Genomic DNA, 17,536 nt, shown 5'->3' with positions numbered 1-17,536 from the left:
GACGTGAAACGCAACTGCGCCGATGGTAGTGTGGGGATTCCCCATGTGAGAGTAGGTCACCGCCAGGCACCTTTTAAGAGAAAGCCCGCTACTGATGTAGCGGGCTTTTTTGCTTTTGGGGGGAAATGCCTACGACAGGGCACTCCTGCCGTGACGACCAATACCCCGCCGAGATTCTCACCAAGCAACTCGTCGAATAACAGGACAATCCGCAAGCTATGAACTTCAACGATTGCTGCACTTTTGAGGACTAAGACTACTTCTCTCTATTCTCCAAAAGCCGACATTAATTGACCCGGCTTAATCAAATCATGATCGCCCTTATCGTCATAGATTGTCTGTATGTGGGTGCTTTTGTTGCTCAATATTGAATCAGAGAGAGACAGATATCTCAGACTGACGGAGTTGGCATTTATTAGTGAGCGACATTCGTTTATAAAACCATGTAATGTCATTTCAGCGTGGAGTAGTTGTATCTGAAATGTTGAAGCAAACGTTAAACATAATCTTACCTGCGATAGCGCTGTTGCTACTTTCTAGCTCTGCCTATGCGTTTGATGCTGTCAAATTATACTCGCCGTCTTGGGGCACCAAAAGCACTGCGTACAAGCATGATGTACTGAAGCGCGCGTTAGAAATTACACGTGCTGAATATGGTGCTTATTCCACACACATCACCGATATTGATATTAAGCCTAAACGCCTCATCGCACTGATGCAGACGAATGCCATGGTGAATGTTGCGGTGTTTGCCGCAGAAGAATCGTGGGACAACAGCGCAACACCGATCCGCATACCAATTCGCGGCGGAGCATTGAGCTATCGCTTATTGCTCGTCAATAAATCGAAACTGAAACAATTTGAAGGGGTTTCGACTCTCAGTGAGTTAAAAGCGCTGACGCCGGGTTTAGTTAACGATTGGTCGACGACCACCGTTATGGAAGAGTCTGACTTTCAAGTTGTTAAATCACAGCATTTTGAAGGTTTGTTTGCGATGCTTGAGAGCGGTCGAATCGACTATATTCCTCGAGCCGTTTATGAAGCCTATGATGAGTTGGAGCATCGCACTGCTGATTTCCCAAGCATCGTGATAGAGCCAACCATTGCGTTATTGATCCCCATGGTTACCTATGTCTATGTTGCACCTAGCGAACCGCGAATTGCGGAGCGTCTATCAAGAGGATTGCATAAGCTGCATGAAACAGGCGAACTGAAGCGTATTTTCGATCGGTATTATGCTGAGGAATTTGAGAAGGCAAAGCTTTCTCATCGTAAAGTTATTAAGATCGATTCTGAGTACTTCGATAATCAACAACATGTCGAAATCGGCAATTCAGAAAATGGGCTGTTTTGGAATTTACATAATTCAAATCAGTAAACTGACCGGTGATTGCTCATTTTTACCGGTGAAGTTGTCTCATGAAAGGGCGCTGGGGCAATTTCACATCCGCCACTCTCGACACCGGTTCATTGCATAATCAACCGGTTACTGGCATCTTACAGGCCAAATTCATAGTCGTGCCATGTTGTTTAGCTGAGTTTAGCGACGTTAAATCAGGTGTTTTAGCTTGCCAAATTTAACGGCTTTATCAGTGTGGTTAGCCTTCTGTTGTAAACCCAATCAAAACCCAACGGATTAGGGAAAGTTTAGTAGTTGTGGATTCATGAACCTCACTAAAGGCATCAGCATTACCCTTGTGTCAAACCTTGTGTTTGCCCTTTCTCAGTGGGTTATTGTTGCAGGCCTTAACCATCTTGGTAGTGTCGATGTCGTCGGCCGATATGCTTATAGCATTACGTTGGCTGGCTTCTTTCTGACTGTTGGTCAAATGGGGTTACGGCAATATTTACTCTCGAGTACGGTAACGTCAGAACTTCTAGCACAAGCTTTTGGGGCACGATTGATCAGCTCATTGATCGCGTTTGTTTGCTTGGCCGCTTATGCTCTGTTGGTCGTGGATGATATTTACCTCTACTTGGTGCTGGTTCTTGGCATTGCCAAATGGGTAGAGAATATGACCGATATCGCCCACGGCTTTTATCAACGCAATTTTAAAATTACTCATATCGCGTGGTCGCGCACCAGCCGGTCTTTACTCACGCCCGTATTGTTTCTCTCGGTGTTCTACTACTCATCCAATATTTACTATGCCTGTGCTGCTCTCATCGGCGCATGGTTGCTGCTATTTGTCTTGTTTGATAAAGCATCATTTATATTTCAGCCCCAGCGCCAGGTTAACTTCCGACTTGTCTCTCAGCTGTTAAAAAAGGCCTTTCCGTTGGGGGTTACGTCGGTATTGGTATTACTGGCAGTCAGCCTACCATTGTTCATTCTTGCTGAAGTCAGCTCTGAAACCGCCGTAGGCCAATATGCCTCGGTGTTTTACTTTGTGACGGCAGCTAGTTTGATTTTGCAATCGGTATTGCAGGTGTTGTCACCGATTATTGTCCGCCACTTGTCGGATAACGAATTTCTCCGCGTTCGCAGGCTAATAAAACAAAGCTACTGGTTAGCGTTGAGCTATGGCATATGCGGGGTGATTATCGCGGTAGCGATTGGAGAGTGGGTATTGAACTTCGTTTATGGCCCGCAGTATATCGGACTTGGTTATTTGGCGGTTTTAGCGGCCGTGCTTAACGGTGCGTTGGCGTTGCAAGCCGTTGGCGGCATCATGTTAACGGCACATGGGGTGTTTAACTTTCAAATGTTCGCCATGATTATTTCGGTCATTGTGAGTGCTATTAGTGGTTATTTTGCCATTCAGGTTTTTGGTATTGCTGGCGCTTTCTATGCCGGTATTGTAACGGCGCTGGTGAATGCCGTGCTATTTGGAATTCGGGTATTAAAAGAGACGCATACATATGAAAAGCTCCAGAGTCTTGCATATCATCAATCGACTTAATACAGGGGGAGTTGAGCGTTGGTTATTAGGTGTGGCCGAAGGGCTACAAGATAGCGAGATCCAAGTTGATGTCTTGGTGCACACCGAAGAGCCAAGTGAGTTTGATGACGCCTTTACCGCGACAGGTAGCAAAATCGTCAAGTGCCGGTATCAGCGCGATCCGTTTCGTTATGCTTGGCGGCTATACAAAACCTTAAAGCAAAACCCCTACGATGCCATTCATAGCCACGTTGATCATTTTAGTGGCCTTGTGCTCATGGTGGCCTTTTTGGCTGGCGTAAAGCTACGCATTTGCCATAGCCACAGTAACCGCGAAAACATCGAGCCTAAAAAAGGATTGCGTCAGTGGTATTTACGACTGATGAAATGGCTTATCTATATCTTTTGTAATAAGTACTTGTCGGTAAGCAAAGAAGCAGAGCGTTCTTTGTATGGCGCAGTAGTACCACCGCAAAAGCTTGAAGTGTTTTATTGCGGTTTAAAGCACTTGAATGAGATAACGGTTAATCCACAACTCAAAAGCGAGCTACAGCTGCCTGAAAATTCACTGATCGTCGGTCACGTTGGCCGGTTGTCGGAACCTAAAAATCATCGTTTTATTTTGCAAATCTTCGCTCGCTTAGTGCAACGAGTTGATGCAACGCTGGTACTCGTTGGCGATGGCGAGCTTAGGGCCGATATAGAGCAACAAATTGCCCAGCTTAATTTGCAGTCGCATGTCAAAATTCTGGGAATGCGCGCCGATGCCGTTGATATTATGGCATCCGTTTTTGATGTCATGTTATTCCCGTCATTGTATGAAGGCTTGCCACTCACGGTGGTCGAGGCTCAGGTAGCCGGTGTGCCTATTTTGGTGGCGGATAACATCACCAAAGAAGCGGGCTTTTCAAAGCACATGGTGGCTTATGCGTCCCTCAATGATTCAGAAGATCAATGGTGCGATGCCTTATTAGCGCTAAAAAGCACGTTTGATCGCAACGAGCGGGAAGATAGCTTTAAACAAACGGATTTTTATATGCCCAATCATATTCAAAAGCTGCAACAGCTTTATATGGGTGTTTAAGGCTTGCCGTTCATATGAATCAAGCGGGCTCCAAAACCTACGGATATATCGCCGTTAATGCGCTGATCTGTCTGTTGACGATCTTTTATCGCATTCACAATGCCGATCTGCATACCGCCAGTACCTTGTATGTGCAAAGTTGGGCGATTTTGAGCTTGGTAGCGATCCATAGCTATGCGTGGATGCGTCAAGGCGGCAGTGATTTGTCGCTCGCCTATTTGTTCTTCTTGATGGTCTTTATTTTTAATTGCGGTAAAGCCATCTTGTTTGTGTTTTTCCCCAATTATCATGAGCCACTGTTTAGCTTCTTTAATGAGCGGCACAGTCTCGTATTGATTCGTGCCTACGAATACTCTTATCTTTGTTTGTTTGCCATGTCGGCGGCCATGCTCTTCGCTGGCAACCATCAACCGATTCGTCAGCAGCCCATTCCGAGCAAGCAACTAGAAGCCATTAAATTAACCGGCGCGCTATTTTTATTGGTCTCTGTTCCTGCTGCGCTTTATGACTTGTTGGATATGATTCGGCTGGTGCTGTCCGGCGGTTATTTTGCTTTGTTCAATACAGAACAGGCCTATGGCGCCAGCGGCATTGTGAAGGTGTTGGGTTTCTTTTTGTTTCCGGCGTTGTACATCACCCTCATTGGCTATCACGATAATCGGCGCATTGTTCGGGTTCTATTTGTATTAGCGGCAGTGTTTACCTTGGCGAAATTAGCCATGGGGGCGCGACTCGTTGCACTGGTACCGTTTTTAATCATGCTCAGCTTATGTGATGTGAGTATTCGGCGGGTTGGTCGCAAAGCGATTTATATGATTGCAGCTGGACTCATTGTGGTGGTGTTTCCGGCGTTATCGCTGTTACGAGTTGGCGACCAACTCGAAGAAGGCGGGGGCATGGCGCACTCGCTGTTTGTCATCGTAAAGGAAATGTCCGATAGCATTAGTCCCTTGGTTTGGATCATGCAGCGCGTTCCTTCGGAAATGGACTTTATCAACGGCCACAGTTTTCTGCTGGCCGCTAGTACCGCTGTGCCGAACTTATTCTGGGATGTTCACCCAGCACAAAAGGGGAGTTTATCGAGCTGGCTAGTGAATGAAGTTGATCCGTGGATGGCAGCTCAAGGCGGAGGCTTTGGTTTTTCGATATTTGCCGAGTTTTATTTAAATTTCTATTGGTTTGGTATTCCGCTGTTGTTTTTAACCACGTTGCTTATTACCCGATTAGCCAAAGTACGTGCCAACCCCATCAATACGGCGTTTTGTTTTAGTTGTTTTCTAGGGCTCATGCTATGGCCCCGTGGGGAGCTCGTTGCCGTTGCTCGCTTTATTATTTGGAATGCTGGGATTCCTTGGCTTTGTTACCGAATATTAATTGGTTTAATTCCTGCCTTTAGACTCCACAACCGATAGTTAGTTGTCGTGAATAGCAGTGAATGTTAATGTTTTGAAAAAAATTATAAAGGCGCGCTAATGAACCTCGCGGTAACGTGTGAGTTTCGGTTTTTCCGGACTCCAGATGGACAAGTTTGGACCGAGAGTGTTTTCTTATACGAATTCTGGTTGCGGTACCTTGAGGCATTTAGCCAAGTTACCGTCATTGCTCGGATACAGGATGTTGCTGAGGCGAAATCGAACTGGCAATTGTCCAGTGGTCAACAGGTCGCATTTGTCGCGTTACCTTATTATGTAGGCTTTTCTGGCTTAGTTAAAAATGCTCTAGCCATTCGTAAAATTATCCGTCAGCAAATCAATCTAGCCGACGCCGTAATTTTTCGAGTCCCTTCTCAATCGATCACCCTTGCCGCTTTTGGTAAAGCCATTACAACCCCGTATGGGGTAGAAGTTGTGGGTGATCCTTACGATGTGTTTTCTAGCGGGATTACTGGCACATGGCTCGACCGAGCACTTGCCGTGACATCATGCCTGAGTTTAAAGCGTATTTGCCGTCGTGCGGAAGCTGCTTGTTATGTGACTCAAGGTTATTTACAACAACGTTATCCTGCTGGCACTAGTGCGTTGTCGGTCGGTTGTTCGGACATTGAACTACCGGCTAACCAAATTTTGCCAAGCCCACGCAGTTACAGCCAACCAGCCAGTAAGTTGGTGTTTGTCGGTTCACTCGAGCAACTATACAAAGGGCCAGATACGCTGATAGAGGCGTTACAACAGCTAAACCAGCAAGGCATTCAGCTCACCGTGAATATGTTGGGGTGTGGTCGCTACTTGGCGCACGTTAAACAGTTGGCAGAACAGAAAGGATGCGCAGACAACGTTAATTTACTGGGCGCAATTGAGCATGCGCAAGTTTCTAATTACCTTGATGAAGCTGATGTATTTGTGATGCCGTCGCGCACCGAAGGGCTGCCGCGAGCGCTGATTGAAGCCATGGCGCGCGGCTTGCCTTGTGTCGCGTCCAACGTTGGCGGTATTCCAGAGTTGCTACCAGCAGATGTACTGGTTGAGAAAAACGATCCTCATGCGTTGGCCGACTGCTTGAAGCGACTTTGCTTGTCGCCAGAGAAATTAACCCAAGCGTCGGCTCAGAATCTGGAAAAATCAAAAGAATACGAACTTAACAAGTTGGCCAAACGGCGAACTGATTTCTATTGCGGCTATAAAGATCGCCTGCAATCCGATGCGATATAGGACGTAGTTGCCGTGAAAGTGCTCCATTTATTGAAAACTGCCGTGGGCGCCAGCTGGGCGCTCAGGCAAACTCGCGAGTTGGTAAAGCTCGGCATCGACGTGCATGTAGCCTTGCCCGATGGCCCCATGGTGGCTAAATATGAAGCTGAAGGTGTTCACGTGCACCAGCTGCAAACGGCCTTAAATATTCGCAACCCTTTGGCCAATCTCAAAACATTTCGCGCGTTACGGCAGTTAGTTGCTGAGATTCAGCCAGATTTAATTCATTCCCACTTTGTTGCCACGACTCTCACCATGCGCCTTGCTTTGCGGGCAAGTGATATTCCTCGCATTTTCCACGTGCCGGGCCCGCTGCATTTAGAGCATGGCTTTTTTCGCCGGCTCGATTTGTGGACGGCCTCTAAGCACGATCATTGGTTGGCGTCCTGTGAATGGACGCGACGCTGCTATCAACGCAACGGCATCGACGCCTCGCGTTTAGGCCTTGCTTACTATGGTGTTGATGTTGAAGCCCATCACGGCAACAACACTGGCAAAATGCATCAAGAATATGGCATTCCTGATGATGCGCCAGTGGTTGGCAATGTCGCCTTTTTCTACCCGCCTAAAGCGTACTTGGGGCAAAAGCGAGGGTTAAAAGGGCATGAAGATTTGATTGATGCGGTTGATTTGGTGGCACAAGATATTCCCGAGCTCCACTGCATTTTTGTTGGTGGGCCATGGGGCGACTCTGACGATTACTATCAGTCGGTCAAACAATATGCTGCGAAAAAACAACACGGCAAATTTATATTTACCGGCACGCGTCATGATGTACAAGATATCTATGCGGAGCTCGATGTCGCGATTCATCCGTCGCATTCAGAAAATGTTGGTGGGGCGGTTGAGTCTTTGCTGTCTGGCGTGGCAACCATCACCTCGAATGTGGGTGGGTTTCCCGATCTGATTAAGCCAGACCAAACCGGCTGGCTGGTACCCAAAGCCGATCCGCAAGCACTGGCTGAAGCGATTCGAGATGCGCTTAATAACCCTCAAAAACGCCATCAATTTGCCGCTCAAGGGTATGATTTGGCGGCTTACTTACTCAATGTTAAAAATAACGCCAGCGACATAGCGCGTTACTACCAAAACCTTGCCAATCACAACTGCCTAACACCAGCTAAAACAAAGGAGAGTACCAATGAAGCGTCTGTTTGATTTGTTGGTTTCGCTTGTTGCCCTTGCTCTACTTTGGCCGGTACTACTGGCACTTTATGTGTTGGTTGCCGTTAAGCTCGGCCGGCCTGTGCTGTTTTCGCAAGTACGCCCGGGCAAACACGGTCGCCCATTTCGAATGTATAAGTTCCGAACCATGACAGATGCGCGCGACTCCGATGGTGAATTATTACCGGATGCTCAACGTATTACGCCGTTTGGTCAGTTTCTTCGTTCGACCAGTCTGGATGAGTTGCCTGAGTTGTGGAATGTTCTTAAAGGTGAAATGAGCTTGGTGGGGCCTCGGCCATTACTGATGGAGTATTTGCCTCTCTATAGCGAATACCAGCGACGTCGCCATGAAACGCCACCAGGTATCACTGGCTGGGCGCAAGTGAATGGGCGTAATGCCATTTCTTGGCAGCAAAAATTCAATTATGACGTCTGGTATGTCGAACATCAGTCGTTGCTGCTCGATATCCGAATTCTTTGGTTGACGGTGCTCAGGGTCGTTCAGCGAGATGGGATCAGTGGGCAAGGTGAAGTCACCATGAGCAAGTTTGAAGGTAATTCATGAAACGGTTAGTGCTTTTGGGCGCCGGCGGCCACGGCAAAGTGGTGTTGGATATCGCCAAACTATCGGGCCGTTACCAGCAGTATGTGTTTCTTGATGATGCCCATGAATCCATTGCCGAATGCGCAGGCATTGCGGTTGAAGCGCCGCTTCATTGCTATGCCGATTATCTGGACTCAGAGACTGAATTCTTTGTTGCGATGGGCAGCTGCGCTGGTCGCCAACAATGGCTTGAAATCTTGCAAGGCGCCAATGCGAATGTCGCCACCTTAATTCACCCCAGCGCTGTCGTTGCCGATTCTGCCCGTGTGGCCTCTGGCGTTTTGATATGCGCTGGCGCGGTGGTAAATCCAGATACAAAAATAGGCTTTGGAGTTATCGTCAATACCCGAGCTAGTGTCGATCATGATTGTGTGATTGGCGCATTCAGCCACATCTGTCCTGGCGTTGCCATTGCGGGCATTGTGACCATTGGGGCACGATGCTGGATAGGCATTGGTGCCAGCATTATTCAATTAGTTTCGATTGCCGATGACTGCATCATTGGTGCAGGCGCTGCCGTCATTCAATCAACCAACGTAGAGCAAACGCTTGTTGGCGTGCCTGCTCGTCCAATTAGTAAGGGATAATTCATGCTCAATACCAACTATTCGCCTTGGCCTAGTTTTACCCAAGAAGAGGCCGACGCTGTTCAGCGGGTGTTGCTGTCCAATAAAGTGAATTACTGGACCGGGCAAGAAGGGCGTTCGTTTGAAAAGGAATTTGCGGCGTTTGCAGATGCGCACTACGCCGTGGCAGTTGCGAATGGCACAGTGGCGTTGGATTTAGCGCTACATGCAATTGGTGTAGGCCAAGGTGATGAAGTCATTGTTACCTCGCGCACTTTTTTAGCGTCGGTGAGCGCGATTGTTAATGCTGGTGCAACGCCGGTGTTTGCCGATGTTGATTTGGACAGCCAAAATGTCAGCGCAGAAACGATTGCGCCACATATCAACAGCAACACCAAAGCCATCATTTGTGTTCATTTAGCGGGCTGGCCTTGCGATATGGATCCGATCATGGCGTTAGCCAACCAACATGATCTATACGTGATTGAAGATTGCGCACAGGCCCACGGCGCCAAATACAAAGGTCGCTCGGTTGGCAGTATTGGTCACATGGGCGCTTGGTCATTTTGTCAGGACAAGATCATGACCACAGGTGGCGAAGGCGGCATGGTCACCACCAATGATGAAGAATTGTGGCAACGAGCTTGGTCCTTTAAAGATCATGGCAAAAGCTACGATAAAGTCTACAACAGTCAGCATCCGCCAGGCTTTCGCTGGTTGCATGAATCCTTTGGGACGAATTGGCGATTAACCGAAATGCAATCGGCCATCGGGCGCATTCAACTGGGCCGTATGGACGATTGGAAAGCTCGACGCCAGCAATTGGCAAAAATGCTTGATCACGCCTTTGCCGATTACCCGTGGATCCACATTCCTCAAATACCTGAATTTGTCGATCATGCCCGCTACAAACATTATGTGTTCGTTCGCCCTGATTTGTTACCTGACGGTTACGATCGCGACCGAATCATGGCCGAGCTAAATGAAGCAGGGTTACCCACCATGTCTGGCTCTTGCTCTGAAGTATATTTGGAAAATGCATTTGAAAAGCATGGTTTACGGCCGGAGAAACGCTTGCCTGGCGCCCAATTGCTAGGTGAGACAAGCCTAATGTTTATGGTACATCCAACACTGACAGATGACGAAATGTTAAAATTTGTCGATGCAATTCACGTTGTGATGACGAAAATGGCTGAACTGTCAAAGATTTGACTGGTCGGATGTTGTGTAAGTCACACTTTGGTGGTAGGTTCGCACAATAATAATATATAAGTGATTGTGCGCTATGAAAATTAACGATCTTCTCGATCGGTTGCCTCGTCGTGCCAAACAGTTGGTGGTCGTCGGTTATGATGTGGCAGCAATGTCTACAGCTTTCGTTCTTGCCTTTTGGTTGCGGCTAGGTTGGAGTTCATCCGAGCTTCATGCTGATCATTTTATCGTTTTATTAACATCTGTTGCGTTAGCCGTTGGTTTAGCTGGTTTGACCGGTGTCTATCGCGCGGTGACACGCTTTATGACTGGCAGTGTCTGGTTGCTGGCTATATCCTGTGTGGTTGTGTCCGCCGCTTTTATGCACCTCGCTGGCATGGTTGCCGAAATCTTCATCCCTCGCTCTATTCCTATCTTGTTTGGCGCTATGTCCGTCTTCGCCATGAGCGTGCCGCGTGTGCTCCTCAGTATTAATCTGGTGAAGAACCAAATCGTCAACAAAGAGAAGGTTGTGATCTTCGGCGTGGGCTCTGCGGGTCGTCAATTGGTGACCGCACTCAATACCGGTATTGATTATCACCCCGTTGCTTTTGTGGATGAAAAGCAGCGCTTCGTTGGCTCGACAGTGCTTGGTCTATCGGTGTATAGCCTCGATCAGTTAGATAAACTGAAAGCTCGCCACGGCCGCATTAAAATTCTGTTGGCGCTACCGGATACCACAGCTGATCGTCGCCGCGAGTTGATCCACAAAATTGAACCGCATGCGCTGGAAGTGCTGCAAGTTCCGCGCATGTCAGACATTGTCAGCGGCAAGCACCGTATCGATGAATTACGCCCTGTTAAAGTTGAAGAAGTACTTGGTCGTGAGCCCGTGCAGCCCATCAAAGATTTGTTTGAGCGCAATATTCGCAACAAGGTTGTGATGGTAACAGGCGCTGGCGGCTCCATTGGCTCAGAGCTGTGCCGCCAAGTACTAGCGCAACAGCCACGCGTACTGATCTTCTTTGAGCTGGCCGAATTCAACCTGTATCAGATTGACAACGAGCTGGCCAAAAAAGCCAAAGAGCAGGGCACCATGTTGGTGTCAGTGTTAGGCTCGGTGCTCGATGGCAAATTGATGCGTAGCACCATGAATCAATACCGCGTAGATACGGTTTATCATGCGGCAGCCTATAAACATGTACCGATTGTTGAAGCCAATTCAATGGCCGGTGTGCGCAACAACATCTTTGGTACCAAAGCCGCGGCAGAAGCGGCGATTGAGTGCAATGTTGAAACCTTCGTGTTGGTCTCAACGGATAAAGCCGTTCGCCCCACCAATGTTATGGGCGCCACCAAGCGCTTTGCTGAATTGGTGTTGCAGGCGCTGGCGCAAGAACCTCACGGCACCCGCTTTGTCATGGTACGTTTTGGCAACGTGTTGGACTCCAGTGGTTCGGTAATGCCGTTGTTCAAAAAGCAAATCAGCGAAGGTGGCCCGATTACGGTGACCCATCCAGAAATTATCCGATACTTCATGACCATTCCAGAAGCTGCGCAGTTAGTGATCCAAGCTGGCGCGATGGGAACGGGTGGTAATGTTTATGTCTTGGATATGGGCGCTCCTGTGCGCATTGTTGAACTGGCATATAAAATGGCGCACTTAATGGGACGCTCGATTCGAGATGAACGCAATCCGCACGGCGATATTGAAGTTCGCTTTACCGGTCTTCGTCCTGGCGAGAAGCTTTACGAAGAATTGCTCATTGGTAATGACACCATTGATACCCAACACCCACGGATTATGTCGGCCAGTGAAGTGTCGCTGCCACTGTCAGAAACCTTGCCGTTACTCGACCGACTCGACAGTGCCTTAACCCGTCATGATGTTCATCAGATCAAGCGCATTTTACTGGAAGCTCCATTGGCTTATGATCCGAGTGAGCCGGTCATGACGCTAGTGTCAGCAAGCGATAAAAAGCTCGCAGCGGTTGCTAATTAACCAACTAAAGCGCTTTGTTACAAAAGCGCTTTACCTTTTGTCGAGCTTAGGTATAATCCAGCTCGCTTGTCTAGGGGCGTAGTTCCAATTGGTAGAACAGCGGTCTCCAAAACCGATGGTTGGGGGTTCGAGTCCCTCCGCCCCTGCCAATTATAAAAACCCAGCTTCGGCTGGGTTTTGTCTTTTCTGCTCCTGCCAAAATTCACCTGCACTAATATGGTGCCAATTCTCATTGTTCGATTCTAATCGCCTCCTAAAATAATGCACTAAATGGGTGCTTGAAATTTCAAGCGCATGATATTAATGGTTTTATTTATCTGGCCTGGCTTTTGCTTTTGTCTGATAGATTAAAAATTGCAGCCATCGGTATCTCTGATGGCAGTACTTACAATGCAAAGGCGCATTAGAGAAAACAATAATTATGCAAGCTCAAGCTGAAATGACGGCCATTAAAGTCATGTTGGTGGATGATCAGGTGGAACGAGCCGCCTTAGTTGAAACCGCGTTACGAGACAATGGCTTTGATGTGGTCGCAAACCTGCCACATGCTTCAGGGTTACTTAATCAAATTGGCCTAACTCTTCCCGACATCGTCATCATGGAGCTGGACTCACCGGATCGGGATATTCTGGAAAGCTTATCGTTTGTGAATAACCATCATCCGATTCCCGTGGTGATGTTTTCTGAACAAGAGAGCGCAGACTTCATGGCACAGGCAGTGGATGCCGGCGTTAGTGCTTATATGACGCAATCGATTGAGCCGAACCGAGTAAAAACAGCCATCGACTTGGCCATTGTGCAGTTTCAACAGCACCAAACATTGAAACAGGCATTAGCTGATAGCCAAGCCGAATTAGAAGCAAGAAAACGAATAGAACGCGCTAAAGGCCTATTAATGGCCACACAAAAGTTAACTGAGCAACAAGCTCATAAACATTTACGCGACTTAGCAATGCGTCAGCGCTGGCGTTTAGAGCAAGCGGCTGACAACTTAATTGAAGCGCTGTTGCCCGGTGCGTCAGGAAAGAATTTGAGTACGGAAGTTGAACATGGGATCGGTCATGAGTAATAACGATAAAATTAAAATTGGATTTGTTCGCCTGACCGACAGTGCACCTTTAATCGTGGCCGAACAACTTGGTCTGTATAAACAACACGGCTTAGATGTCGAATTGCAGCGGGAACGTTCATGGGCGGCTATTCGCGATAAGCTGCATGCCAATGTGATTCAAGGCGCGCAGTTGCTAGCACCATTAGCCATTGCTATTCATGGCGGTTTAATGGGGCCTGCGATGGCGATGGACATGAGCCTGAGCCTTGGCTGTAATGGCAATGCCATTTCCATGTCATCACGCTGCTGCGCTCAAATTCGAGCCGTTGGCGGTGAGTTGGGCGGCAACCCGATGGTCAATGCCCAAAGCTTTGGCGAATGGGTGCGCCAGCGCCGTCAATCGATCAAGCTTGCTACCGTTCACCCATACTCCGTTCATACATTTCAACTACACGCTTGGTTGCGTTACGCCGGGTTAAACCCGACACAAGACGTTGACATTGTTACGCTGCCGCCTGAGCAAATGGTTGATAGCCTGATGAACGGCCATATTGATGGTTTTTGTGTTGGCTCCCCTTGGAGCTCTGTCGCCGTGCAAAAAGGGGTGGCTGAGATTATGGCTGCCGGTTGCCAATTATGGAGCCAGACACCTGAAAAAGTTTTAGCAATGCCAAAGCTTTGGGTTGAACAAAATGCCGAGCAATATGACCAATTACTCGCTGCCGTGCTCGGGGCGTGTGCATGGCTTGGCGAGCCCGCGAATCAAGACAAAGCTATCGCCATGCTCGCGAAGCCCGAATACTTAGATTTGCCTCCGGCAGCGTTAAAGCCGGCGATATCCGGTGAATTGGTTTTGAATCGATTGGGCGAGCAGGTTTATGTGCCGAATTACCATGAATTTTATGGTCGCTTGGCGAATCAGCTATCGGAAATCCAACAGCAATGGCTGCTCACTCATATGAACGATTGTGTTGCTGAACACAACATGACACTAGAAGATATTCGATCTTGTTTTAACGGTCAGACAATGAGTCGCGCCGAGCAATTGGCCGGTGTTGCCTTACCGGAAGTTGCCGGCCATAAAATGCCAGCGCTTGTTACTCTTGCTTAATTGAATACGCAGTATTTCTACGATTGGAATAACCACATGAAAACACATCGCGAACGACAAACTGGATATGTAAGCTTGGTTGGCGCTGGCCCCGGTGATCCGGATCTGATCACGGTTAAAGCGCTCAAAGCGATCCAGTCTGCCGATGTGATCGTCTACGACCGGTTATCGTCGCCAGAATTGTTGCAGCACGTGCCCGCGCATTGTCAGCAAATATACGTTGGTAAAGCGAAAGGCTGCATTCAAATGTCGCAGCAAGAAATCGATCAGCTGTTGGTTACGCTGGCTCAGCAACCGCGCCACATTGTGCGTCTCAAAGGTGGCGACCCCTTTGTGTTTGGGCGAGGCGGGGAAGAAATGTTAGCCCTGCGCGATGCAGATATTCAGTATCAAGTGATTCCAGGCATCACCGCTGCCAGCGGCTGTGCTGCTGCGACCGGTATTCCGTTGACTCACCGAGGCATTGCCCGAGCTGTGACATTTCTCACCGCTCACGGTAGCGACGGCAAATTGCCCAATGGCTGGAGTGCATTGATTCACCCTGAGCATACCTTGGTGATCTATATGGGGCTAAGCAAGCTCACTGAAATTTGCCAAACCTTAACGGGCGAAGGGCGCGCGACAGACACGCCAATCGCTGTGATCAGTAAAGGCTGCACCGCTGACCAACAACAGGTGATTGGCAGTTTGTCTGATATACAAGAGAAAGTAGACGCCGCAGGGCTACCTTCGCCCGCGTTAATCATGATTGGCGAGTCAATTCGCTTAGGCCATGCTGATGTTGATTCTTTAGCGGTTGATTGCGAACGTGCAATGTCGAGCATCGTTGCGTAATCCGAATTACATCGGCTTGCCCATGGTTAATGCAAGTTGGTGGGCGAATGGTTAATATAGCTCCCTCAACGCGGGGGAATTATGAATCAAGCACAATGGCAAGTCTTACAGACTATGGGAATTCAAGCCTGGCAACCCGTTGCTGCCGGCGAGCAGCGACAGCCGATTGGCGTTGCTTCGGCTCCAACCAGCCCCGCTAAATTTCTTATTGTTGCGGCCAGTGACGATGTTCAAGCGCAACGGCGCCTACTGCAATCCATTATCCAAGCCGTGAACTGGCGCTTGAGTGACTACTTGCTTGTTGATAATGTCACTGTGCTAACACCAACCCAGTTAGCGACTATAGAGTGCGTTTGGTGGAGTGCAACGGCAACGCAAACAGAATTGTTTGCTGCCACAACCTGTCATATCGAATCTGCCAGCTTGTCAGAACTTGCCCAAAACCGTCAGCAAAAAGGCGCGTTATGGAGCCAACTCAAAGATTGGCACCAGCCAGCATGATCATTCGCCCGATGCAATCAAGCGACGTGCAAGCGGTCGCGGCCATCGAGCAACAACTGCAGTACAACCCTTGGTCAGAGTATCTATTTGCCGATAGCTTGTCGGTGAATCGTTATTTTTGCTTCGTCATGTTATCTGAGCAGTCAGCGGAGGAATTAGCAGGCTATTATGTTGCCGAGGCGATTGCCGGTGAAGCGAGCTTACACAATATCGGTATTGCCAGCGCATTTCAGGGGCAAGGATTTGGCAAGCAACTGCTACAGCACATGTTGGCGCAATGCCGCTTGTCGTCGGTTAGTAAGGTGTTTCTGGAAGTACGCGATACCAATGGCAAAGCGATCAACCTATATAAGTCGTTAGGCTTCCAACTCGATGGTGTGCGCAAAGGCTATTACAGCGCGCCATGGGGCCGCGAAGATGGCCACCTGATGAGTTTGGCACTTAGTTAACCCTTTCTACTGCACCACTGTCATCTGTTCTTCATAAGCCAAACGGTACACTGTCCGATCATTATGGACAGATCTCACTTGGCTATGCATTTTTACCGTTACTTTTTTATCGCATCCGCAGTGGTGTGTTTACAGGGCTGCTCCAGCGTTGCCAAAGGCGTGACTGAGGCAGTATTAGAACAAGATAAAATCAATTACCAGCGCCGATGCCAAGTGTATGGTGAAACCTTCAAAGGCCTCAGTGAAACTTGGGCCAACCAAAACCCTTATGAGCAACGTGAACTGCGTGTATTGGTGATTCATGGGGCTGGTAACTATCCGAGTGGTTACGCCGATGCAATGAGTTTTCAATTGGCGCGGCGGATGGGGCTAACCCGAGTGGACGCAAGACCTCGTAAACTTGCCTTAAATCAGATCGATTCAGGTTGGAATAAAGGCCAAACCGAGCAGTCGTTAGGCCAGCTTAACGTGTTGCGTTTTCGCAATGCTCAGGACAATCGCCAGTTATTGGTGTTTGAGTTGAGTTGGACGGATATTGCCGCGGCAGACAAAGCCAAGCTGGCGTTTGATGAATCGACTGCGATGACGAGCCAACGGGTGATGGTGAATCGGCAGCTCAAGGAAATGGTCAATATGCACGCCTCTGATCCGATGATTTACATGGGGCCAACGGGCGAGCGTATTCGGCAAGCGGTTGATACCGCAACCTGCTTGATGACAATCAGTCGTTGGGAGCAGCTGCAACCGAATGCTTCATTTGATTGCCAGCGGCAAAATCAACAGTCGCCAAGCCAACCAGCCGGTTATGCCGTGATCACCCACAGTATGGGCAGCCGTATTATCATGGATGTGATTCAGCGAGCGGCAGAAAATGATAATCAGCAAGACGGCATCAACCCGGCCTTCAAGAATCAAAATTTAAATATCTACATGTTGTCGAATCAGTTGCAGCTGTTCCAATTAGGCCGACCGGAGCCTGATAGCAAGGTTCAGACCGGAGATTACTGCACCACATCGAGTGCTGATTACGACAAGCGCTTGGTTAATGAGATGCGGCTTGTGTCCATTACCGACCCAAATGATGTGTTTAGTTACACGGTGCCACAAACATTCGTTGATGAATTCATTGACGCCCGCTTATGTCCAAAGCTCGTCAATGTTGTGACCGAAGTGGCGGCGCCTATCAATGTGTTTGGGCTCACTCAGGTGGCCGAGCCAATGGCTGCTCATAAGGATTATTTTACCGATAGCAAAGTGCTGGATGTCATGGTCTTTGGACTTGCTGGAGCCATGAGCTCGGATGAAGGTCATGAAGGCTGTGAGTGGCACGATGTGGTGAATTAGCACGAGTGGAATAATTTGCTGGTTAAACTTAATCGTTCTAACGATCCGCGTCTAATTTTTTCA

General features: G+C 48.5%; 16 protein-coding genes and 1 tRNA gene. All 17 read left to right on the top strand.

Annotation, left to right across the window (positions count from 1 at the left end; all coding sequences use genetic code 11):
- Positions 1 to 481 precede the first annotated feature (481 nt).
- The 17 genes from K0504_RS05840 (at position 482) to K0504_RS05760 (ending at position 17,473) form a co-directional block, all read left to right on the top strand.
- On the top strand, positions 482 to 1,378 hold the full coding sequence (locus K0504_RS05840) for a transporter substrate-binding domain-containing protein (RefSeq protein ID WP_220103235.1): 897 nt from the start codon (positions 482 to 484) through the stop codon (positions 1,376 to 1,378).
- A 286-nt stretch (positions 1,379 to 1,664) separates the two neighbouring features.
- The gene (locus K0504_RS05835; RefSeq protein ID WP_220103234.1) at positions 1,665 to 2,903 is read left to right on the top strand and encodes an oligosaccharide flippase family protein; all 1,239 of its coding nucleotides are present in this window, start codon (positions 1,665 to 1,667) and stop codon (positions 2,901 to 2,903) included.
- The gene (locus tag K0504_RS05830; protein ID WP_220103233.1) at positions 2,863 to 3,966 is read left to right on the top strand and encodes a glycosyltransferase; all 1,104 of its coding nucleotides are present in this window, start codon (positions 2,863 to 2,865) and stop codon (positions 3,964 to 3,966) included. The genes K0504_RS05835 and K0504_RS05830 overlap by 41 nt, the downstream gene beginning before the upstream one ends.
- Before the next feature lie 14 nt (positions 3,967 to 3,980).
- Positions 3,981 to 5,378 (top strand): O-antigen polysaccharide polymerase Wzy, encoded by a 1,398-nt coding sequence (wzy, locus tag K0504_RS05825; RefSeq protein WP_220103232.1) that lies wholly within the window; start codon positions 3,981 to 3,983, stop codon positions 5,376 to 5,378.
- A gap of 60 nt (positions 5,379 to 5,438) precedes the next feature.
- The gene (locus K0504_RS05820) at positions 5,439 to 6,614 is read left to right on the top strand and encodes a glycosyltransferase family 4 protein (protein WP_220103231.1); all 1,176 of its coding nucleotides are present in this window, start codon (positions 5,439 to 5,441) and stop codon (positions 6,612 to 6,614) included.
- Between the two features lie 12 nt (positions 6,615 to 6,626).
- Positions 6,627 to 7,811 (top strand): glycosyltransferase, encoded by a 1,185-nt coding sequence (locus tag K0504_RS05815; protein ID WP_220103230.1) that lies wholly within the window; start codon positions 6,627 to 6,629, stop codon positions 7,809 to 7,811.
- Positions 7,795 to 8,385, top strand: a complete 591-nt coding sequence (locus tag K0504_RS05810; protein WP_220103229.1) for a sugar transferase — start codon at positions 7,795 to 7,797, stop codon at positions 8,383 to 8,385. The genes K0504_RS05815 and K0504_RS05810 overlap by 17 nt, the downstream gene beginning before the upstream one ends.
- The gene (locus tag K0504_RS05805) at positions 8,382 to 9,011 is read left to right on the top strand and encodes an acetyltransferase (protein WP_220103228.1); all 630 of its coding nucleotides are present in this window, start codon (positions 8,382 to 8,384) and stop codon (positions 9,009 to 9,011) included. Before K0504_RS05810 ends, K0504_RS05805 begins: the two co-directional genes overlap by 4 nt.
- A gap of 3 nt (positions 9,012 to 9,014) precedes the next feature.
- Positions 9,015 to 10,202 carry a DegT/DnrJ/EryC1/StrS family aminotransferase gene (locus tag K0504_RS05800; protein ID WP_220103227.1) on the top strand — a complete coding sequence of 396 codons (1,188 nt, stop codon included), beginning with the start codon at positions 9,015 to 9,017 and terminating at the stop codon, positions 10,200 to 10,202.
- Positions 10,203 to 10,275: 73 nt separating this feature from the next.
- A complete protein-coding gene (locus K0504_RS05795) occupies positions 10,276 to 12,183 on the top strand; it encodes a polysaccharide biosynthesis protein (RefSeq protein WP_220103226.1) in 1,908 nt (635 codons plus the stop codon).
- 72 nt (positions 12,184 to 12,255) lie between these two features.
- A tRNA-Trp gene (locus tag K0504_RS05790) sits at positions 12,256 to 12,332 on the top strand.
- 272 nt (positions 12,333 to 12,604) lie between these two features.
- On the top strand, positions 12,605 to 13,252 hold the full coding sequence (locus K0504_RS05785; RefSeq protein ID WP_220103225.1) for an ANTAR domain-containing response regulator: 648 nt from the start codon (positions 12,605 to 12,607) through the stop codon (positions 13,250 to 13,252).
- A complete protein-coding gene (locus tag K0504_RS05780) occupies positions 13,245 to 14,345 on the top strand; it encodes a CmpA/NrtA family ABC transporter substrate-binding protein (protein ID WP_220103224.1) in 1,101 nt (366 codons plus the stop codon). Before K0504_RS05785 ends, K0504_RS05780 begins: the two co-directional genes overlap by 8 nt.
- Before the next feature lie 36 nt (positions 14,346 to 14,381).
- Entirely contained in the window at positions 14,382 to 15,179 is a 798-nt protein-coding gene (gene cobA / locus K0504_RS05775) for a uroporphyrinogen-III C-methyltransferase (RefSeq protein ID WP_220103223.1), read from the top strand.
- An 81-nt stretch (positions 15,180 to 15,260) separates the two neighbouring features.
- The gene (locus K0504_RS05770; protein WP_220103222.1) at positions 15,261 to 15,680 is read left to right on the top strand and encodes a DNA polymerase III subunit psi; all 420 of its coding nucleotides are present in this window, start codon (positions 15,261 to 15,263) and stop codon (positions 15,678 to 15,680) included.
- Positions 15,644 to 16,129: a ribosomal protein S18-alanine N-acetyltransferase gene (rimI, locus tag K0504_RS05765; protein WP_220103221.1), complete on the top strand. Its 486-nt coding sequence runs from the start codon at positions 15,644 to 15,646 to the stop codon at positions 16,127 to 16,129. Before K0504_RS05770 ends, rimI begins: the two co-directional genes overlap by 37 nt.
- A gap of 78 nt (positions 16,130 to 16,207) precedes the next feature.
- The gene (locus K0504_RS05760) at positions 16,208 to 17,473 is read left to right on the top strand and encodes a hypothetical protein (RefSeq protein WP_220103220.1); all 1,266 of its coding nucleotides are present in this window, start codon (positions 16,208 to 16,210) and stop codon (positions 17,471 to 17,473) included.
- Positions 17,474 to 17,536: the final 63 nt, after the last annotated feature.

Source organism: Neiella holothuriorum (assembly GCF_019457915.1).
Lineage (GTDB): Bacteria > Pseudomonadota > Gammaproteobacteria > Enterobacterales > Neiellaceae > Neiella > Neiella holothuriorum.
The sequence above is the reverse complement of the archived record's forward strand: the minus strand, read 5'-3'. Positions and strand labels throughout refer to the sequence as shown.